The sequence below is a fragment of the Terribacillus saccharophilus genome, from assembly GCF_000725365.1.
In the GTDB taxonomy this organism is placed as follows: domain Bacteria; phylum Bacillota; class Bacilli; order Bacillales; family Amphibacillaceae; genus Terribacillus; species Terribacillus saccharophilus.
In genome coordinates, this window is record NZ_CP008876.1 from 1,918,533 (window position 1) to 1,935,284 (window position 16,752).

General features: G+C 41.6%; 12 protein-coding genes, 1 pseudogene and 4 other annotated features. Of the genes and pseudogenes, 3 read left to right on the forward strand and 10 right to left on the reverse strand.

All coding sequences use genetic code 11. The features are described from left to right. Positions 1-80 precede the first annotated feature (80 nt). The gene (locus GZ22_RS09775) at positions 81-962 is read left to right on the forward strand and encodes an AraC family transcriptional regulator (protein WP_038561796.1); all 882 of its coding nucleotides are present in this window, start codon (positions 81-83) and stop codon (positions 960-962) included. 108 nt (positions 963-1,070) lie between these two features. On the opposite strand, the gene GZ22_RS09780 is transcribed toward GZ22_RS09775, so the two are convergent. The 5 genes from GZ22_RS09780 to GZ22_RS09800 form a co-directional block, all read right to left on the reverse strand. Beyond that, positions 1,071-1,874, reverse strand: a complete 804-nt coding sequence (locus GZ22_RS09780) for an ABC transporter ATP-binding protein (RefSeq protein WP_038561799.1) — start codon at positions 1,872-1,874, stop codon at positions 1,071-1,073. Beyond that, positions 1,874-2,905, reverse strand: coding sequence for a FecCD family ABC transporter permease (locus tag GZ22_RS09785; protein ID WP_038561801.1), 1,032 nt, complete (start codon positions 2,903-2,905; stop codon positions 1,874-1,876). The genes GZ22_RS09780 and GZ22_RS09785 overlap by 1 nt, the downstream gene beginning before the upstream one ends. Further along, the gene (locus GZ22_RS09790; RefSeq protein WP_425427805.1) at positions 2,902-3,873 is read right to left on the reverse strand and encodes a FecCD family ABC transporter permease; all 972 of its coding nucleotides are present in this window, start codon (positions 3,871-3,873) and stop codon (positions 2,902-2,904) included. The genes GZ22_RS09785 and GZ22_RS09790 overlap by 4 nt, the downstream gene beginning before the upstream one ends. A 49-nt stretch (positions 3,874-3,922) precedes the next feature. After that, positions 3,923-4,981 (reverse strand): iron-siderophore ABC transporter substrate-binding protein, encoded by a 1,059-nt coding sequence (locus tag GZ22_RS09795; protein ID WP_038561806.1) that lies wholly within the window; start codon positions 4,979-4,981, stop codon positions 3,923-3,925. Positions 4,982-5,266: 285 nt separating this feature from the next. Further along, complete coding sequence (locus GZ22_RS09800) at positions 5,267-6,631, reverse strand: amino acid permease (RefSeq protein WP_038561809.1); 1,365 nt, start codon at positions 6,629-6,631, stop codon at positions 5,267-5,269. A gap of 124 nt (positions 6,632-6,755) precedes the next feature. Then, positions 6,756-6,979 (reverse strand) — a binding site (T-box leader). 44 nt (positions 6,980-7,023) lie between these two features. After that, positions 7,024-7,248 (reverse strand) — a binding site (T-box leader). Positions 7,249-7,291: 43 nt separating this feature from the next. Next, positions 7,292-7,514: a binding site (T-box leader), on the reverse strand. 270 nt (positions 7,515-7,784) lie between these two features. On the opposite strand from GZ22_RS09800, the gene GZ22_RS09805 reads away from it, so the two are divergent. Then, positions 7,785-8,285 (forward strand): CarD family transcriptional regulator, encoded by a 501-nt coding sequence (locus GZ22_RS09805; RefSeq protein ID WP_038561811.1) that lies wholly within the window; start codon positions 7,785-7,787, stop codon positions 8,283-8,285. Between the two features lie 217 nt (positions 8,286-8,502). On the opposite strand, the pseudogene GZ22_RS09810 reads toward GZ22_RS09805, so the two are convergent. The 3 genes and pseudogenes from GZ22_RS09810 to GZ22_RS09820 form a co-directional block, all read right to left on the reverse strand. Then, a pseudogene (locus tag GZ22_RS09810) lies at positions 8,503-9,288 on the reverse strand (SDR family NAD(P)-dependent oxidoreductase). A 204-nt stretch (positions 9,289-9,492) separates the two neighbouring features. Continuing rightward, complete coding sequence (locus GZ22_RS09815) at positions 9,493-10,059, reverse strand: GNAT family N-acetyltransferase (RefSeq protein WP_038561814.1); 567 nt, start codon at positions 10,057-10,059, stop codon at positions 9,493-9,495. A 62-nt stretch (positions 10,060-10,121) separates the two neighbouring features. Next, on the reverse strand, positions 10,122-12,776 hold the full coding sequence (locus GZ22_RS09820) for a valine--tRNA ligase (protein ID WP_038565862.1): 2,655 nt from the start codon (positions 12,774-12,776) through the stop codon (positions 10,122-10,124). A gap of 51 nt (positions 12,777-12,827) precedes the next feature. Continuing rightward, positions 12,828-13,070: a binding site (T-box leader), on the reverse strand. A gap of 122 nt (positions 13,071-13,192) precedes the next feature. Here GZ22_RS09820 and GZ22_RS09825 point away from each other — a divergent pair. After that, positions 13,193-13,381 (forward strand): hypothetical protein, encoded by a 189-nt coding sequence (locus GZ22_RS09825; protein ID WP_038561816.1) that lies wholly within the window; start codon positions 13,193-13,195, stop codon positions 13,379-13,381. Here GZ22_RS09825 and GZ22_RS09830 read toward each other — a convergent pair whose 3' ends face one another. Together GZ22_RS09830 and GZ22_RS09835 are read right to left on the reverse strand one after the other, a co-directional pair. Beyond that, entirely contained in the window at positions 13,382-14,395 is a 1,014-nt protein-coding gene (locus GZ22_RS09830; RefSeq protein WP_038561819.1) for a protein kinase family protein, read from the reverse strand. A gap of 27 nt (positions 14,396-14,422) precedes the next feature. After that, complete coding sequence (locus GZ22_RS09835) at positions 14,423-16,636, reverse strand: LysM peptidoglycan-binding domain-containing protein (protein WP_038561821.1); 2,214 nt, start codon at positions 16,634-16,636, stop codon at positions 14,423-14,425. Between the last annotated feature and the right edge of the window lie 116 nt (positions 16,637-16,752).

Here is a 16,752-nt window from a genome sequence, read left to right on the forward strand (position 1 = left end):
AATAGTGCCATCATAAATAAACCAATAGCATTTTAATACAAAATTTGTATATAAAAATATAACTATATTGAGGTAACAGCATGCAAATCAAAGATTTCTTAATCAATCCGCAATTAGAAGAATTAACCCAACATAAAACAGTTGAATTGCCTGTCGCATGTTATGAAACAACGATTAAACAAAATGTACATGGTTATATTCCGCTTCATTGGCATAATGAGATCCAATTTGTGCTAGTTACAAACGGCAATGCTGAATTTCAGATAAATGAAGAGATAGTGAAGGTGCAAAAAGGAGAAGGAATTTTTATAAATAGCGGTTGTCTGCACAGAGCAGATGATCAAACCGACTCAAGCTCTGTCTATATTTGTTTAAATGTTTCTCCACACACACTTCTAACAAAGGAGCTGCATGCTAAGTATGTGCATCCCTATGTCCAAGCGACTAACCTGACTTACTTAAAAATAGGAATTAATGAAGATTGGGAGAAAAACATTTTAAGAGCCATAATGGAAATACATCAATTAATCGAATTGAAGTCACCATATTTTGAGATTAGCGTAATCCACCATCTTAATGCTATATGGCAAAATTTAATCATGAATGGTATACAGCTGGAATACAGAGAAACAGACATTTTAAAAAGTCAGCGAATGAAACAAATGCTCTATTATATTCATGTTCATTACAATGAAAAACTAAGTTTGTCCGACATCGCCAAAGCCGGCCAATTAAGCCGTTCAGAAACATGCCGATATTTTCAGCGGATAGTAAAACAATCTCCTTTGAGCTACGTAACTGATTATCGTATCCAAAGAAGTTTGATCCTGCTTCAGGATCCAGATGCAAATGTCACAGATGTGGGTTATAAAGTAGGGTTTAATAGTACTAGTTACTTTATTGCAAAATTTCGTAGGCATATTGGTATGACACCTTTAGCGTATAAGAAGACAAATATGTAGGTTTACAATTATAAAAGGAGCAACGCATAGCGTTGCTCCTTTTATCTGTTAGAGTACCGTTTAAGTAAGTTGAACATTGCAGCCTAATAGTTGTCAGAGAGAAGCAGTTTAACTAAAAACGTGGTAACGTCCCCGCGGTACTATCATTGGAGATTTTGAAACGGGATCCTCAATAACAGTACAATCCAGCTCAAAAATATCTTTAATCAACTCATCCGTAATAATCTCAGATGGTCGTCCTTCGGCTATCAGTTCGCCTTTTCGAAGAGCAAAAATATAATCTGCATAGCGAGCAGCAAGGTTAATATCATGAAGAACCATCACAATTGTCGTACCGTATTTTCGATTAAGATCTGTAAGCAAGTCCAAAATCTCAACTTGGTACGTAATATCCAAAAAGGTTGTTGGTTCATCAAGGAATAATATATCTGTCTGTTGAGCCAATGCCATAGCAATCCAAACACGCTGTCTTTGGCCGCCAGACAGTTCATCTAGGTGTCTGTTGGCAAGCTCGGTAATACCCATCATATCCATTGCTTCCTCGACCGCTTGATAATCCTTTTCTGACCATCCGCTTAGCAATGATTGATGCGGGAATCTGCCTCTGCCGACTAAATCCGCTACTGAAATACCTTCAGGTGCGATTGGCGACTGCGGCAGCACGCCTAAAACTCTTGCTAGTTTCTTAGGAGGTATTTTATGAATTGATTTCCCATCTAAAATGACATCCCCAGCAATTGGCTTGATCAGTCTTGCCATCGTCTTCAGCAAGGTTGATTTACCGCATGCATTAGGACCAATAATGACGTTAATTTGATTGTTGGGAATAACAACATCAATCCCGTGAAGGATTTTTTTACTTTCATAGCCGGCAGCAATTTGCTCAGTTTGAAGTTTGTGAGTTGATTTCATCATAAATATCCCTTTCGATTCATCCTTATAAGTAAATAAAGCAGATATGGTGCTCCAACCAATCCTGTTATTATACCAACTGGATATCTGACTTCAAAAGCAAATTGTCCTATCAAATCTGCTCCTAGAACTAGGTTAATGCCTATAAGACCTGCGGGCAAGACATTTGAAAACCCAGTTCCAACTAATCTTTTTGCAATCGGACCAGAAAGGAAAGCGACGAACGCTATTGGGCCGGTTGTGGCGGTTGCAAAAGCTATCATGAGTACAGCGCTCAATATGAGGATAAGTCTTATCTTGTTTGTACTCAATCCAAGAGATAATGCAGACTCTTCTCCGAGCTCTAATATGTCTAATTGCTTTCCTAAAACAATTAATAGTGGAGCGAAAATTACTACTGTACAAATAAGCGGTAATAAGGTTTCCATTTTAGCACCGTTTAGACTTCCACTTAACCATCGGAGTGCTGCAGGCAAATCTTGTTGGCTGCCAACCATTAATAGGTAGGAAATAACTGCGCTAAGAGCTGCCTGAATACCGATTCCAATGAGTATAAGCCGACCAATAGAAAAATGACTGCCTGATGACAACAAGTAAATGAGTAAAACTGTGACAAGTCCTGCTATTACCGAAGCTAAAGAAACAACCGTATTACTCGTTTGAAAGATTAGTATACTGAACAATGCTGCAGCACTTGAACCTGTGGTAATTCCCAGTACATCTGGATTGGCAAGCGAGTTACGAAGCATTGTCTGGAAAATATGGCCACCCATTCCGAAAGCCAAGCCGGCAAAAAGACCTGCCATCATCCTTGGGAGCCTTATTGTATTAACAGCAAAATAAGCTCCAGGGATTCTTTCACCCATAAGCACTTGAAAAACATCTGAAATTGGGTAGATTGTGTTACCTAAAAGAAGCATGGCCATACAAAGTGCTACAGCAAGTGCTGCAAGCAGGATGTTAATGACCAGCCACTTTCTGAATCGACGTTGTCTGCCTTGTTTAATAAGAATTGTTGAGCTGTTTATCATAGTGACCGCACTTTCAATTTAGTTGCGAGCAGTATTAATACTGGAGCACCAATAAAAGCAGTTATAATCCCGGCTTCCACTTCACCAGGACTCCCTATTAATCTGCCAAGTACATCGGCAATCGTTAGTATGCTAGCACCTGAAATAGCTGACATAGGTATAATAAGACGTAAATCCGGACCAAAGATAAGCCGCATCAAATGCGTCGCGAGCAAACCAATAAAACCAATTGGACCAGCCAATGCTGTAACTGCTCCGCACAAAATGACTCCTGTAAAAGCGGATACTAAAGTCAATAATCCAGTGCGGACCCCTTGACCTGTTGCAATTTCGTCTCCAAGCAGCAGCGCATTAAGCGATGGCGCCATTATGAAAGCCAGCAGGATTCCAGAAACTAAAAATGGTAAAAAAATTGCAATGAAATCCCAATTTGCAGCACCCACACTTCCTACTTGCCAGAACCTGAACTGATCCATTACAAAAGAGCGTGGAAGCATGATTGCACTGATCAGGGAAGATAATATTGCACTTGTTGCCGCACCAGCCAGTACAAGTTTAAGAGGCGTATTGCCAGTACGCCCCATTGAACCAATACCGTATACAATGATAGCTGTAATAATTGCCCCTACTATTGAAAGCCAAATATACTGACCAGCTGTGCTGATATTAAAAAATGCTATACCTAATACGACAAACAATGATGCACCTGTGTTAACCCCTAAAATACTGGGATCTGCCAGTGGATTTCGGGTTACTGCTTGCATGAGAGCGCCAGACACACCTAGCGCTCCACCACACAGCAGACTAAATACCGTTCGAGGTACCCTTTCGCTAACAACAGCTGCAGCGTAAGAGTCTGAGCTGGATAAAAATAATCCTGCCATTAAATCATCTATCGTCACAGATCTTGATCCAAAAACCAGTGAAGCAACTATACTAACACACAGCAGTATGAAGAACACGAGCATTATCGCTGCGTAGTAGCTTCGCTTATGCCCCACTGGTCTCTTCGCTACATTACTGTTCATTGTTACTTAAAGCGTCATCGATCTGAGTTACATAGTTGTCGATTGTATACTCAATCGCAAGCGGATTTGGAGTTCCCGCAGCTGCTAGATCAGAGTTATTAGCGATAAATACGACAGAACCATTTTGAATCGCTTTAATCTGTCCTAAACGCGCATCATTTTTAACCGCTTCGTACGTACTGTCGTCACCGTAACCAATTATTATGTCTGCATCATTAAGTACGTCTGCATTCTCTGCACTTAAGTTTAGAGAATAAGAAGCATCATCTTCAATTAAATCAGAGATACTTTCAGGGAATTCCATTCCCATTTCTTCTAAGAAAGCAACTCGAGAATCAGCTGGTGTATATAGATGAAACTCTGATAGATCTGTTGCTGAGAAGTTGACCCAAGCAACCTTTTTACCTTTAATATCAGAATGCTCGTTGACTTTTTCTTCAATTGTTTTCTCTGTATCAGCAATTAACTGCTCGCCTTCTTCTTCCATCCCCATACCTTTTGCATTCATTGTCACTTGGTCACGCCAAGACGTTGTCCAAGGAGAAGTCGGATAAGCTACTACAGGTGCAATTTCGCTTAGTGTATTGTAATCCTCTTCTGTCAGACCTGAATAAGCCGCTAGAATGACATCTGGTTGTGAATCAGCAATAGCCTCAAAATCTAGACCATCTGTATCTTGATAAACGTTTGGATCACTTTCGCCTAATTCTTCTAGTTTTTCAGCAGTCCAAGGAAGCAGTCCGCTGTCGTCCTGCACACCGAAGTTTGCTGCAGAAAAACCTACTGGCACAACGCCAAGTGCAAGCGCAACATCTTGGTTACCCCATTGAACAGTTGCAACTCGTTCAGGCTTAGATTCGATTATCGTTTCTCCGAAAGCATGTTCAATCGTGATTGGATAACCTTCAGATGAAGCAGAATCTCCGCCAGATGAATTACTTCCTTCTGAATTCTCATCTGAGTTCGATTGACCGCATGCTGAAAGTACTAATAGGAACAACACTGAAAAAATCGCCATTTTAAGTAAGGATCTATGCTTTTTGATCATTTGTTATTTCTCCCCTTTTTTCTATGTATACTATTTACTAGTGCAAAACTACGTGGCTAGAGCTATAAACTTAAGCTAAGAAATCGACTATCTTTTAGCTCTCTCTAATTGATATTGGTTCTCATTATCAATGATACAATTAGTTGTATTAGTTAATCAAGGCTTTTTTACTACTTTTTAGACTATTTGGTGAAATTTGACGTCCTTTGTCTCTTTTGCGAAATCATTATCCTCAAAATAAAAAAAAGAGCCACAGAGTGACTCTTTCAGACAGTCTATATAGGCTTACTGAGCATTTTTAAATTTTGTTTCTTCTTTTCTCTTTTTCCGCCCCATAATTAGTGCCAGTACAATTAGTACTGCTAAAGCTGTAAAACAAACTACCGTTCCTACTGAAATACCTTTACTGAATGTTGATCCTATCAAAATGATACCAAGTCCTGCAATCCCTACAATCGTAGTTGCTGGAAACAACTTCATTTTGAAGTGTGGCATTTCTGCGTATCCAAGGCGCAATTTCAGCTGCGCTGCACAAATACTCAGCCATAGCAGCAGCATGGTGAATCCAGGAATTGTCATCATCGTTCCAATAATACTTTCTGGCGCAAAGTACGCCAGTCCAGCACCCACCAACAATAGTACTCCATTTAAAGATATAGCATTTATTGGAGCACCTGATTTAGAAGTCTTCGTTAGTAATTTTGGCGCTTCTCCTTTTTCAGCTAATGAAAACATTGTTCTAGAAGTAGCGAACATACCCGAGTTAGCAGCAGATAGTACTGCTGTTAAAAGGATGAAATTCATTACGTGCGCTACTCCTGGTATGCCGATTGCATCCATGACTTGAATGAATGGACTTTCTGTTCCAGCGACCTGGTTCCAAGGGATAAGTCCCGCAATGATTGTGATTGGAAGAATGTAAAATAGCAATACACGCCAAACGACACCTTTGATTACTTTCGGCAATACCTTTTTCACATCTTTGGTTTCTGAAATCGCTACCCCGATTAACTCAGATCCTCCAAAAGAAAACATGACAATCAAGCAGGCTGCAAAAACTCCTTGCATACCATTCGGGAAAAAGCCGCCATGTCCAAACAGATGCTGTGTTGGTGTATCCGGAGCAAAGTCGGTCAAACCAAGTAAAACTGCGCCACCCAATAAGATAAATAGTACGAGAGCGATAATTTTAATACTGGCAAACCAAAATTCCATTTCGCCATAGAATTTCACTTGCAAACTGTTAATCCCGATAATAAGTGCTGCACAAATTGCGCTTAACAACCACAGTGGCGTATCAGAAAACCAAAACTGCAGGAACGACCCTGCCGCTAGTATTTCTACTACTGTAACAAGTGTCCAGTTGATCCAGTACAGCCATCCAACGATGAAGGATATATGAAATCCAAACGCCTTATGAACTAAATGCTGCACATTATGATTTGGATACACAACCGCCATTTCAGCTAACGCAACCATGACTATCAGCAATAACACTCCGCCGAGCAAGTAGGAAACAACTACACCTGGTCCCGCAATTCCTAATGTCTCGCCGCTTCCTTTAAAAATACCGGTACCAATCATGCCCGCTAAGGCTAAAAACTGTACGTGCCTAGGTAAAAGCTCTTTCCGCAAACCATTCTGACTCATTTTCTTCTCCTCTTTCTATATCAAATCTTGTTCTGATTAATTTTGTATAGTAATAATCATCATCCACGGTTAACCACCTCCTTAACTGTCTAACCAAACAAAAAGTCCCTGCTGAAAAAGTATCAGCAGGGACGTGATTTACGCGGTACCACCCTAATTATCAACATAGTTAATATGTCAATATCTCGATTTTAATAACGGCTCTTCACCGTCTCCCCCTCACCATCCGGTTCGAAGAAGATGCTCCAGAATCGTAATTCATGCTGTTCTTTGCACTGACTTGCACCATCCGTCAGCTCTCTCTAACAGGGAGAACATGCACTACTTCAATTCATTCATTGCTATCATTTATTTAGTTTCTTAAAAACAAAAAATCCCTACTGAAAAGTATCAGCAGGGACGTGATTTACGCGGTACCACCCTAATTATCGACATAGTTAATATGTCAATATCTCATTACTCATAACGGCTATTAACCGTCTTCCCCTCACCATCCGGTTAGAAGAAGAAAGCTCCTGGATCGTAATTCATGCTGTTCTTTGTTCTGACTCACACCATCCGTCAGCTCTCTGTTTCAGGGAGAACATGCACTACTATAATCCATTCATTGCTATCATTTATTTAGTTAGTTTCTAAAAAAAATCCCTGCTGAAAAGTATCAGCAGGGACGTGATTTACGCGGTACCACCCTAATTATCAACATAGTTAATATGTCAATATCTCATTATCATAACGGCTATTAACCGTCTTCCCCTCACCATCCGGTTCGAAGAAGATGCTCCAGAATCGTAATTCATGCTGTTCTTTGTACTGACTTGCACCATCCGTCAGCTCTCTCTAACAGGGAGAACACACATTACTGTAATCCGTTCAACGCTCATTTATTAATATATTGAGTATCCTACAGGAAATATAATTAAAAATCAACATATCCAGTGTTATTTTTTATTGTACAGCTCGCATATAATCTATAGAAAGCCGTATCTACAACATTATTTATTCTTATAAGATTCACTTTTTTCTTAGCTTTATTGATTACATATTAAATTTTGAATGTAAAAAATGACCTTAGTGAACAATAAACCTATAAGCAAAAAATGCTCCGGACCAGTCTGTGTTATAATAGAGGTATCTTTGAAGGGAGATTGTTAATTTGCTTAAAGGCGGAGATAGTGTATTCTATCCTTTTCACGGAACAGGAACCATAGAATCAACGGAATTCATTAGGGAAAGAGAGTATTTCAAAATATTTTTCCCTTATAGAAAGTTACATGTGTTTGTACCGAGTCAGAGCGAAAACCAGAATGGTCTTCGCCCAATCATTTCTTTAGAACAATTAGAGCAGGTTAAATTGGATTTCTATGACAATGGTGTTCCTTTGCCTTCTTCAGTAAGTGAACGATCAAAAGTCTTGGATGTTAAGATGAAATCTGGTACTACGATAGAAATCAGTCAAATAATAAGAGATTTGATGCACTTTCATACTACGGACGGTCGTTTATCTCAATCAGACAAAAAAATATATAAAAATGCAGAAGAGTTCCTCATAGGAGAAATACAGGAAATAAAGAATATTTCATATGATCAAGCCTCTTCTGACGTGAAAGCTTTAGTTGAAGAACGTTTTAAAATAGATGCGCCTACTTTTAGGTAAGTTTTGAATATTGAGCAAGTAGTAGTTCTTCATAATTCTAAATTCAATAGTAATCGCTTCTTTAAAAGGACATCCTACAATATAGGATGTCCTTTTTATGTTAATTCCGCTACATTTACTAAATAGAATTGAATAGCGATAGCAAAACATATAAATATAATCAAAAGTATATTAAAATAAGGATACAAGATTAAATACATTTAATCAGGATTGCATTTTAATTCTGCAGACGAGCCTTCTCTGCATGATTTGCTGCTTTTACAGGCTCTGGTGTTGTTCTATTATCTTCTGCTTGTTGTTTCGTTTCTTCATTTCCGCCGAAGACATGATCCTCATCATTCATAAGTGCTTCATAGCCCTGTTTCGCAACGAGCACTTTATCATTTTTCTTAGAAGAACCAATTTCACTGGAGTCCATGCCTGCATTTGAATGGAAGTTGGTGTCTGTTGGTCCTGGAAGCAATGCTGTGACCGTAACACCTGTTTCACGCAGCTCCTCACGCAATGATTCTGCGAACATATACCCAAAGGCCTTCGATGGACCATATACAGTTTCATAAGGTGTAGGCTGCGTAGCAGAAATGGATGAAACGATCAGTATTCTGCCTTTGCCATTCGGAACCATATGATGTACCACTCGCTTCGCTATATGTACTGTACCAGAAATGTTGATTGAAATGAGTTTTAACTCATCATCAAGATCGGTATCAGTAAACGCTCCCCCAAGGCCAATCCCAACGTTAAGTACTGCCGCCTCAATCGGGCGTTTCAGTTCACTGACAAAGTTCTAAAAGCTTTCTACACCATCATATGTCGCTGCATCGGCTTTATGAGGATAAGCTTCCACTCCTAAATCACGGATAGTGTCAGCTGCTTCGAAAATTCGATCACTTGATCCAGATAATGCTATATCATAATTATCTTGTGCAAATTGTTTGGCTAGTTCAAGCCCAAGACCTGATGATGCTCCAGTAATCAATGCTAGTTGACGTTGTTCTGACATAATAAAATCTCCTTTGTTGGCTGTTTAAATGCTGAATTAGAAGTTTAGATTCATCAAGTTCTTTAAAAGGATAATCTTGACTAACTCTCATGTTCTATAAGTTCTCTATTCTGCTAAATAATAAACTTCAAATTTTAAAAAAACGCAGAGGCGACTTACCCTCTGCGTTTTTTAAACAATTTATTTATATTAAGATCCATTCTATTAATTCCCATAGTTATCCTGCTCACTTACCCAGTCTTCTCGCAACAGTGCATATACATTCGCATCATATGTTTTACCGCCATGATAATAATAACTGCGCAAAAGCCCTTCTTTCTTAAATCCTTGCTTCTCCACAAGTGATGCTGAAGCTTCATTCTCCGGGTAGACCATAGCCCCGACACGTAACAGGTCCAGTTCTTCAAAGCAATAGCTTAGAACAGCTCCCATCGCTTCATTCGCAAATCCTTTCTTCCAATGATCAGGATGTAATTCGTACCCGATTTCTGCACGTCGATTGCTTCGGTTAACTTGATGCAAGCCAATAGTTCCAAGAAAACGACCTGCTTCTTTGCAGAACATACCCCATCTTATTACGCGGCCTTCCTGCAGACCGCATCGGAAGGAGGAAATGACTCGCTCTGCTTCGTCGATTGACTGGAGTGGCTCCATGCCGTAAAACTGTGTTACAGCAGGGTCAGACAGAGCGGCAAATACGTACGGAGCATCCTGCATCTTCACTTCATCCAATACTATTCGTTCGGTTTCAAGCTTTTGAAATGTCAGCATATTCATCTCTCCTATGTAAAAAAAGACGCACTAGCAAAATTCTAGTGCGTCTTGTGGTGTGTTTAGCCTTTTAGTTCATTGATGCGCTGCTGTACGCGTGCGCGTTTATCTTCATAATCTGCTTGCTTAGCACGTTCTTCGTCGACGATTTTCTCTGGTGCTTTGCTGATGAAGCCTTGGTTGGAAAGCTTCTTCTCAACACGATCGACTTCTTTAGTCCATTTGTCGAGTTCTTTCTCCAGGCGTTCGATTTCTTTGGAGATATCAATCAAGCCTTCTAGCGGCAAGTAAAGCTCTACACCAGTAAGAACAGCTGACATCGCTTTGTCTGGTGCTTGAATTGCTGTTGCAATCGTCAGCTCACTTGGGTTACAGAAGCGTTCAATATAATGCTGCTGTGCTTTAAGTTCTGTTTCGATTGTATTGTCTTCTGCTTGGATAAGCAGTTGGATCTGTTTGGACATCGGTGTATCAACTTCTGCACGGATATTACGGACAGAGCGGATGATGCTTACTAAGCGTTTCATCTCTTCTGCTGCTTTTTCATCATGCAAATCTTTGTTAACTGTCGGCCATGCAGCCACAGTGATGGATTCACCTTCATGCGGAAGCTGCTGCCAGATTTCCTCAGTGATGAACGGCATGAATGGATGCAGCATGCGCATTGTCTGATCGAGTACATGTGCAAGAACAGAGCGTGTCATCTGCTTAGCATCTTCGTCTTCGCCGTATAGCGGAAGTTTCGCCATCTCGATATACCAGTCACACACATCATCCCAGATGAAGTTATACAAATGACGACCAGCTTCACCGAATTCATATTTCTCTGCGTTGTATGTGACAGCTTCGATTGTTTCATTCAAGCGTGTAAGGATCCATTTATCTGCAAGACTCTTCTCTTTAGTCAGATCAATATCGCTGTACTGTAAGCCTTCCATATTCATCAATGCGAAACGGGATGCGTTCCAGATTTTATTAGCAAAGTTCCAAGTGGACTCTACTTTATCCCATTGGAAGCGCAAATCCTGACCTGGCGATGAACCGGTTGATAAGAAGTAACGCAATGAGTCAGCACCGTACTTTTCGATAACATCCATCGGGTCAACACCGTTACCGAGTGATTTACTCATCTTACGGCCTTCGCCGTCACGTACTAGACCGTGAATAAGTACATCTTTGAATGGACGTTCGCCTGTGAACTCTTTGGATTGGAAGATCATACGGCTCACCCAGAAGGCAATGATGTCATATCCTGTTACGAGTACATCTGTCGGGAAGTAGCGTTTGAAATCCGCCGCTTCTGTGTTCGGCCAATCCATTGTGGAGAACGGCCATAGTGCAGACGAGAACCACGTATCAAGTACGTCTTCATCTTGTTCCCAATTCTCGATGTCAGCTGGTGCTTCTTTGCCAACATACACTTCGCCTGTTTCTTTATGATACCAAGCCGGAATACGATGGCCCCACCATAGCTGACGGGATACACACCAATCACGAATGTTTTCCATCCAGTAGGAATATGTTCTTTCGAATCGTTCTGGAACAAAGTTGATTTTGTCTTCGCCAGCTTGTAATTCCAAAGCTTGTTTCGCTAATGGCTCCATGTTAACGAACCATTGCGTGGATAGATACGGCTCTACTACTGCGCCGCTGCGCTCAGAATGTCCAACGCTGTGCATATGGTCTTCAATTTTGAATAGGATGCCTTGCTCCTGCAAATCTTTAACGATTTGCTTACGAGCTTCAAAACGATCTAAGCTGTTATATTTACCGGCATTTTCATTCATTGAGCCGTCTTCATGCATTACAAGGATGCGTTCAAGATTATGACGGTTACCTACTTCAAAGTCATTCGGGTCATGTGCAGGAGTGATTTTCACCGCTCCAGAACCGAATTCCATGTCTACATAATCATCTGCTACGATCGGAATTTCGCGGTTTACTTCCGGTAGGATGACCGTTTTGCCGATCAAGTGCTGGTAGCGCTCATCATCCGGGTGTACAGCTACTGCCGTGTCCCCTAGGAATGTTTCCGGACGAGTTGTCGCAATTTCGATATGTCCTGTTCCGTCAGCAAGTGGATAACGCATATGATAGAAGTGACCTTGTACATCCTTGTGAATTACTTCAATATCAGAAAGAGCCGTTTTGGCTGCCGGATCCCAGTTGATGATATATTCGCCACGATACAGCAAACCTTTTTCATACAATGTAACGAATACTTCTTTAACTGCTTCAGATAGTCCTTCATCCAATGTGAAACGCTCTCGGGAGTAGTCAAGACCAAGACCCATCTTCGACCATTGCTTGCGGATGAAGCTTGCATATTCTTCTTTCCATTCCCAGCTCTTCTCTAAAAAGCCTTCGCGGCCAAGATCATAGCGGCTGATACCCTGCTCGCGCAGTTTTGCATCTACTTTTGCTTGTGTCGCTATACCTGCATGGTCCATTCCTGGAAGCCAAAGCACATCATAGCCTTGCATACGTTTCATACGTGTAAGAATATCTTGTAATGTTGTATCCCAAGCGTGCCCTAGGTGCAGCTTTCCTGTTACGTTTGGCGGCGGGATAACGATGGAATATGGCTGCTTGCTTTCATCCCCAGTTGCTTCAAAATATTTGCCATCAAGCCAGAATTGGTAGCGGCCTGCTTCGATGCTTGCGGGATCATATTTGGATGGCAGTGAGTTGTTTTCTTGTGATTTGTCTGTTGTCATGCCTGGTTCCTCCTTTAATGCTTTTGGTGACATATAAAAACCCTTCTCATCCAAAAGGACGAAAAGGGTTAGTTTCCGTGGTACCACCTTCATTTACGACACTAAATTATAGGTGTCGTACACTCGAGGGAGATAACGGCTCTTCACCGGCTTCCCCTACTGACTAAAAGTCATGTTCAGGGTCGCTGCATACAGGGCGACCTTCTACTGCAGGTATCCGGGAAACTTCCACCAATTTGCTTCCCTCTCTAGTATGGACCCTTACACTATACTCTTCCCTGTCAAAGCATTTGTATCATGTATAGCTTATTGTATCCACTTGACAGTAAAAAAGTCAATGAAGAGGCATATTTTTTTCAAAAAAGGGTAAACGCCTAGCTTTTCCCGTTCATATACTACCTATAGGAGGGATAACAATGAGTAAATTCAACCGCAACAACATGCCGGGGTTCCTCAAGTATTGGATCAATGTCACCGAGAAGGCGGTAATTCCGCTGATCATCTTCCAGTTCATCCGGACAATATTGTTTCCGTCGATTTTGGATATTTTGTTACTTGGCGGCTTGATTGCTCTTTACTTCAGCTTTCAGTCGAAATCTATCTGATCAAGATTCCCCGCCATCCTGTTCTTCCTGATCTCTAAGATCCTGGAAATAGGATTGGGCCTGGAGAGCCTGCATCAGCTGCCTATGTGTTTGGGTCAATTCCAAAACGACAGCAGGGGTATCCGCCTTTTGCGGAGCATTTACATACTCTCTGACCTGCTTCAAATATCGGCCCGGATGCAGCAGATGCAGCATGAACAGGCTCTCTTCATTTTTCTTCATTTGTCGGTGTTCTTCATACGTATGCAAATAATATGGGGGGTTAATCATATTACTGTCGATAAACCGCCATTCCTCTTTATAGTAGGCAGCAAGATCCAAGCTAGGATTACCGAGCTTGGTCTTTTCCCAATTAAGCAGGTGCAGCGGACTGCCTTCCTGGACATGAGAAGGACGTAGGCTTCCATGCAGAACGCTATGCTCCATCTCTGGATCTGCCTTAAGATCTGCATCATAATGGTCATACCACTTATCAAGCATTGCGGACACATGCTCTAAATCCTTGTAATGCGTGCAAACTAACAATGGGATAACACCCATATAAGTCTGAGATTCGAATCGCTCCACCAAAGCAAGCAGTTCCTCCCTGTCCTGCTGGAGCTTTTCTTTCTGCTTTCGTATAGCCAATGCGTACGCTTCATAATCGATTGGATAACGTTTGCTGGAGGAGGCATGGATTTTTCCAAGTGAGGTAAACAGCATCTCATAAGGGTGATCTGGTTCATCTGTTCGATGCCGCTCCAGCCATGGCATCAGATAATAAACTTCTCCTTCATCCACCACATAGAAATTCTCCTGCAATGTTTGATAGACAGGAGGAACACCTTCCCGGTAAAAATTATGCTTGCCTTGGACGACCATCAGCCAGCGATCGAGCCGCTCCGGATGGAGGGATGACCTTTTTAAAGCAAAAGCCGCCTGGTGCGTTTGCACTTTAGACAGGCGGCTGGTTATGGTTTGAACCGAGGCTGGCGTGATACCATAGGCAGCTAGTATTCGATCGATATTTTCCATCTAGCACACCCCGTTCATTCTTATTGATTAATTCTTTTTTGAACGCCGCTGCGGTATGAGAAGCAGCTGTCCCTCAGATACTGTTTCTTCTTCTAAATTGTTGGAGCTGGCAATTGAGCTGATCGGCACGTCATATCGAGTCGCAATCTTCTCTAATGTATCTCGTTCCTGGACGATGCAAACACGAAGCTTTGTGTAAGTTTCTTCCCGTGCACCGAACATACTGACAAGGAAATTGCTGCTGCTGTCTTTTCTTTCTGCTTCTTCCTCTATTTCTTCCTCGATCACTTCCGGCAAATCCTCTGGCTGCAGCTCTTGATTTATTGGAACAGCCTGCAGCGAAACTTCCTTATAAGCATCTTCGTATGATTCTTCTGTATTGACCTCTTCAGCAGTTACATCTGCTTGAGGTACTTCAGTAGGCTCGACTGGCTTGCTACCGAAAAACTCACTGAATGTTTTCGTCTCTTTATATTTCCATCTATCATCCTCTTCAGGTGTCAAAAGAGGAGGTGCCTCGAATCTTATTGGCTCAGGAGGTGCTTCTTCTTGTTTTGCTTGATAAGTAAAAGTGAAATCTGGTGTATCAGAAGGTTCTTCATGCGGTAGTTCCCGATCCAAATAATACACATCATCATCTTGTATATGCGCCTGACGGAAATCGGCCGCTTGATACGCATCCTCAAGCTCATCCGGAAGGACGAAAAATTCTTCTGGAAGCTTGCCAGCTTCAGGATTTTGATGAGCATTTTGTAGATGTGATAGTTCTTCTGCTTCATAAACTGCTTCGTCACGTGAATTTTCAGTAGGCTTCTCCGCTTGTATAGTTACCTTCGGATAAGCAGGTGCCTGATCATGTACAAAAGTTTGTGGTTCTTCTTGTTCCTCTTCAGAGGGGCGTTGCTCTATATAATCTGCTGATGCAGCTGAAGTCTCTGACTCCTCCGGTCCTGCTTCTGCCTGAGTTTGCTCTGCATATTCCTGAGTAAATGGAATGCTTTGCTCCTCAATCTTCTGATCGCGGGTTTCTGCTTTTAATTCAGCTTCTACTTCTGTTTCTGTATATTCCTGAGAAAACTGATAGCCCTGCCCTCCGGCATCCTGATCGTCCTGGACTTCTGCTTCTTTTTGCTCCACATAATCCTGGGCAAATTGATAGCTTTGCTCATCAGTCTCATATTCGTCACGAGCATCTGCTTCTGTTTCCTCTTTATTTACTTCTACCTCTTCTTCTGCATACACGTCTTGAGTAAACTGATAGCTTTGCTCGTCGGTCTCATATTCGTCGCGAGCATCTGCTTCTGTTTCCTCGCGGTTCACTTCTACCTCTTCTTCCGGGTACTCGTTTTGAGTAAACTGATAGCTTTGCTCGTCGGTCTCATATTCGTCGCGAGCATCCGCTTCGGTTTCCTCGCGGTTCACTTCTATCGCTGCTTCAACTGCATGCTCATCTTGAGAAACCTGATAGCTTTGCTCTTCGGTCTCATATTCGTCGCGAGCATCTGCTTCTGTTTCCTCTCGATTCTCTACTACCTCTGCTTCCTCTACATACTCATCTTGAGAAATCTGATAGCTTTGCTGCTCAGCATCTATCTCGTCTGTCGCATATGAAGCTGATTCTTCGGACTTAGCTTCTGCTGGTTCTTCTTTAACAAATTGATAGCTTTGCTGCTCATACTGCTGATTGTCACGTGCTTGAGCTTCAATTTGATTAGCTATTTCGTCTGTATAAGATTTTGCTTGTTCTGCTTGCGGGATCGGAGGCGGGAAGTAAGGCTGCTGCGGTGCTTGTGGCTGCGCTTGTTTTCTCTCTTCCAACACACCGTATATTGCAACTGTGGCATGTAATTCAAGAACATTGCTACCAGGAACTTCATAATCAAAATTATCGATTGTGACATATACGTCATTCAGCTGCTTGATACGATTTTTCGGAACAGATATCTCAACAGGGAAACGATGATAAAAAGTATTTGTTCCAGCTTCCTGTTTCTCGATGTTTTCCATTTCCCTTGTACCAGGACTGACTGCGACTGCACTTCCTTCTGCAACCTCCTGGATAGGGTAATATTCACCTGTAAGTTCGATGACACCTCGAACAGAAATTTCGTGCTCAAACTCCTGGATACTGATCTCCGGCTCCAATGCGATTCCTATTAGATCCTGCAGCTGTGCGTCGGCACGGAAACTGAGTGATTCTTGTATATCAAACATAAAAGGTGTTGTCTCATTTGAAGACATGTGGAATCCTCCTTCCAAGATTTAAGCGTTCCTCTGTACTAAAACCTATGCTTACGCCCATTCTTATATGTAAGGAAAATCCTTTGTCCACATGAAAAAAAGCCCAAGCATAAAAG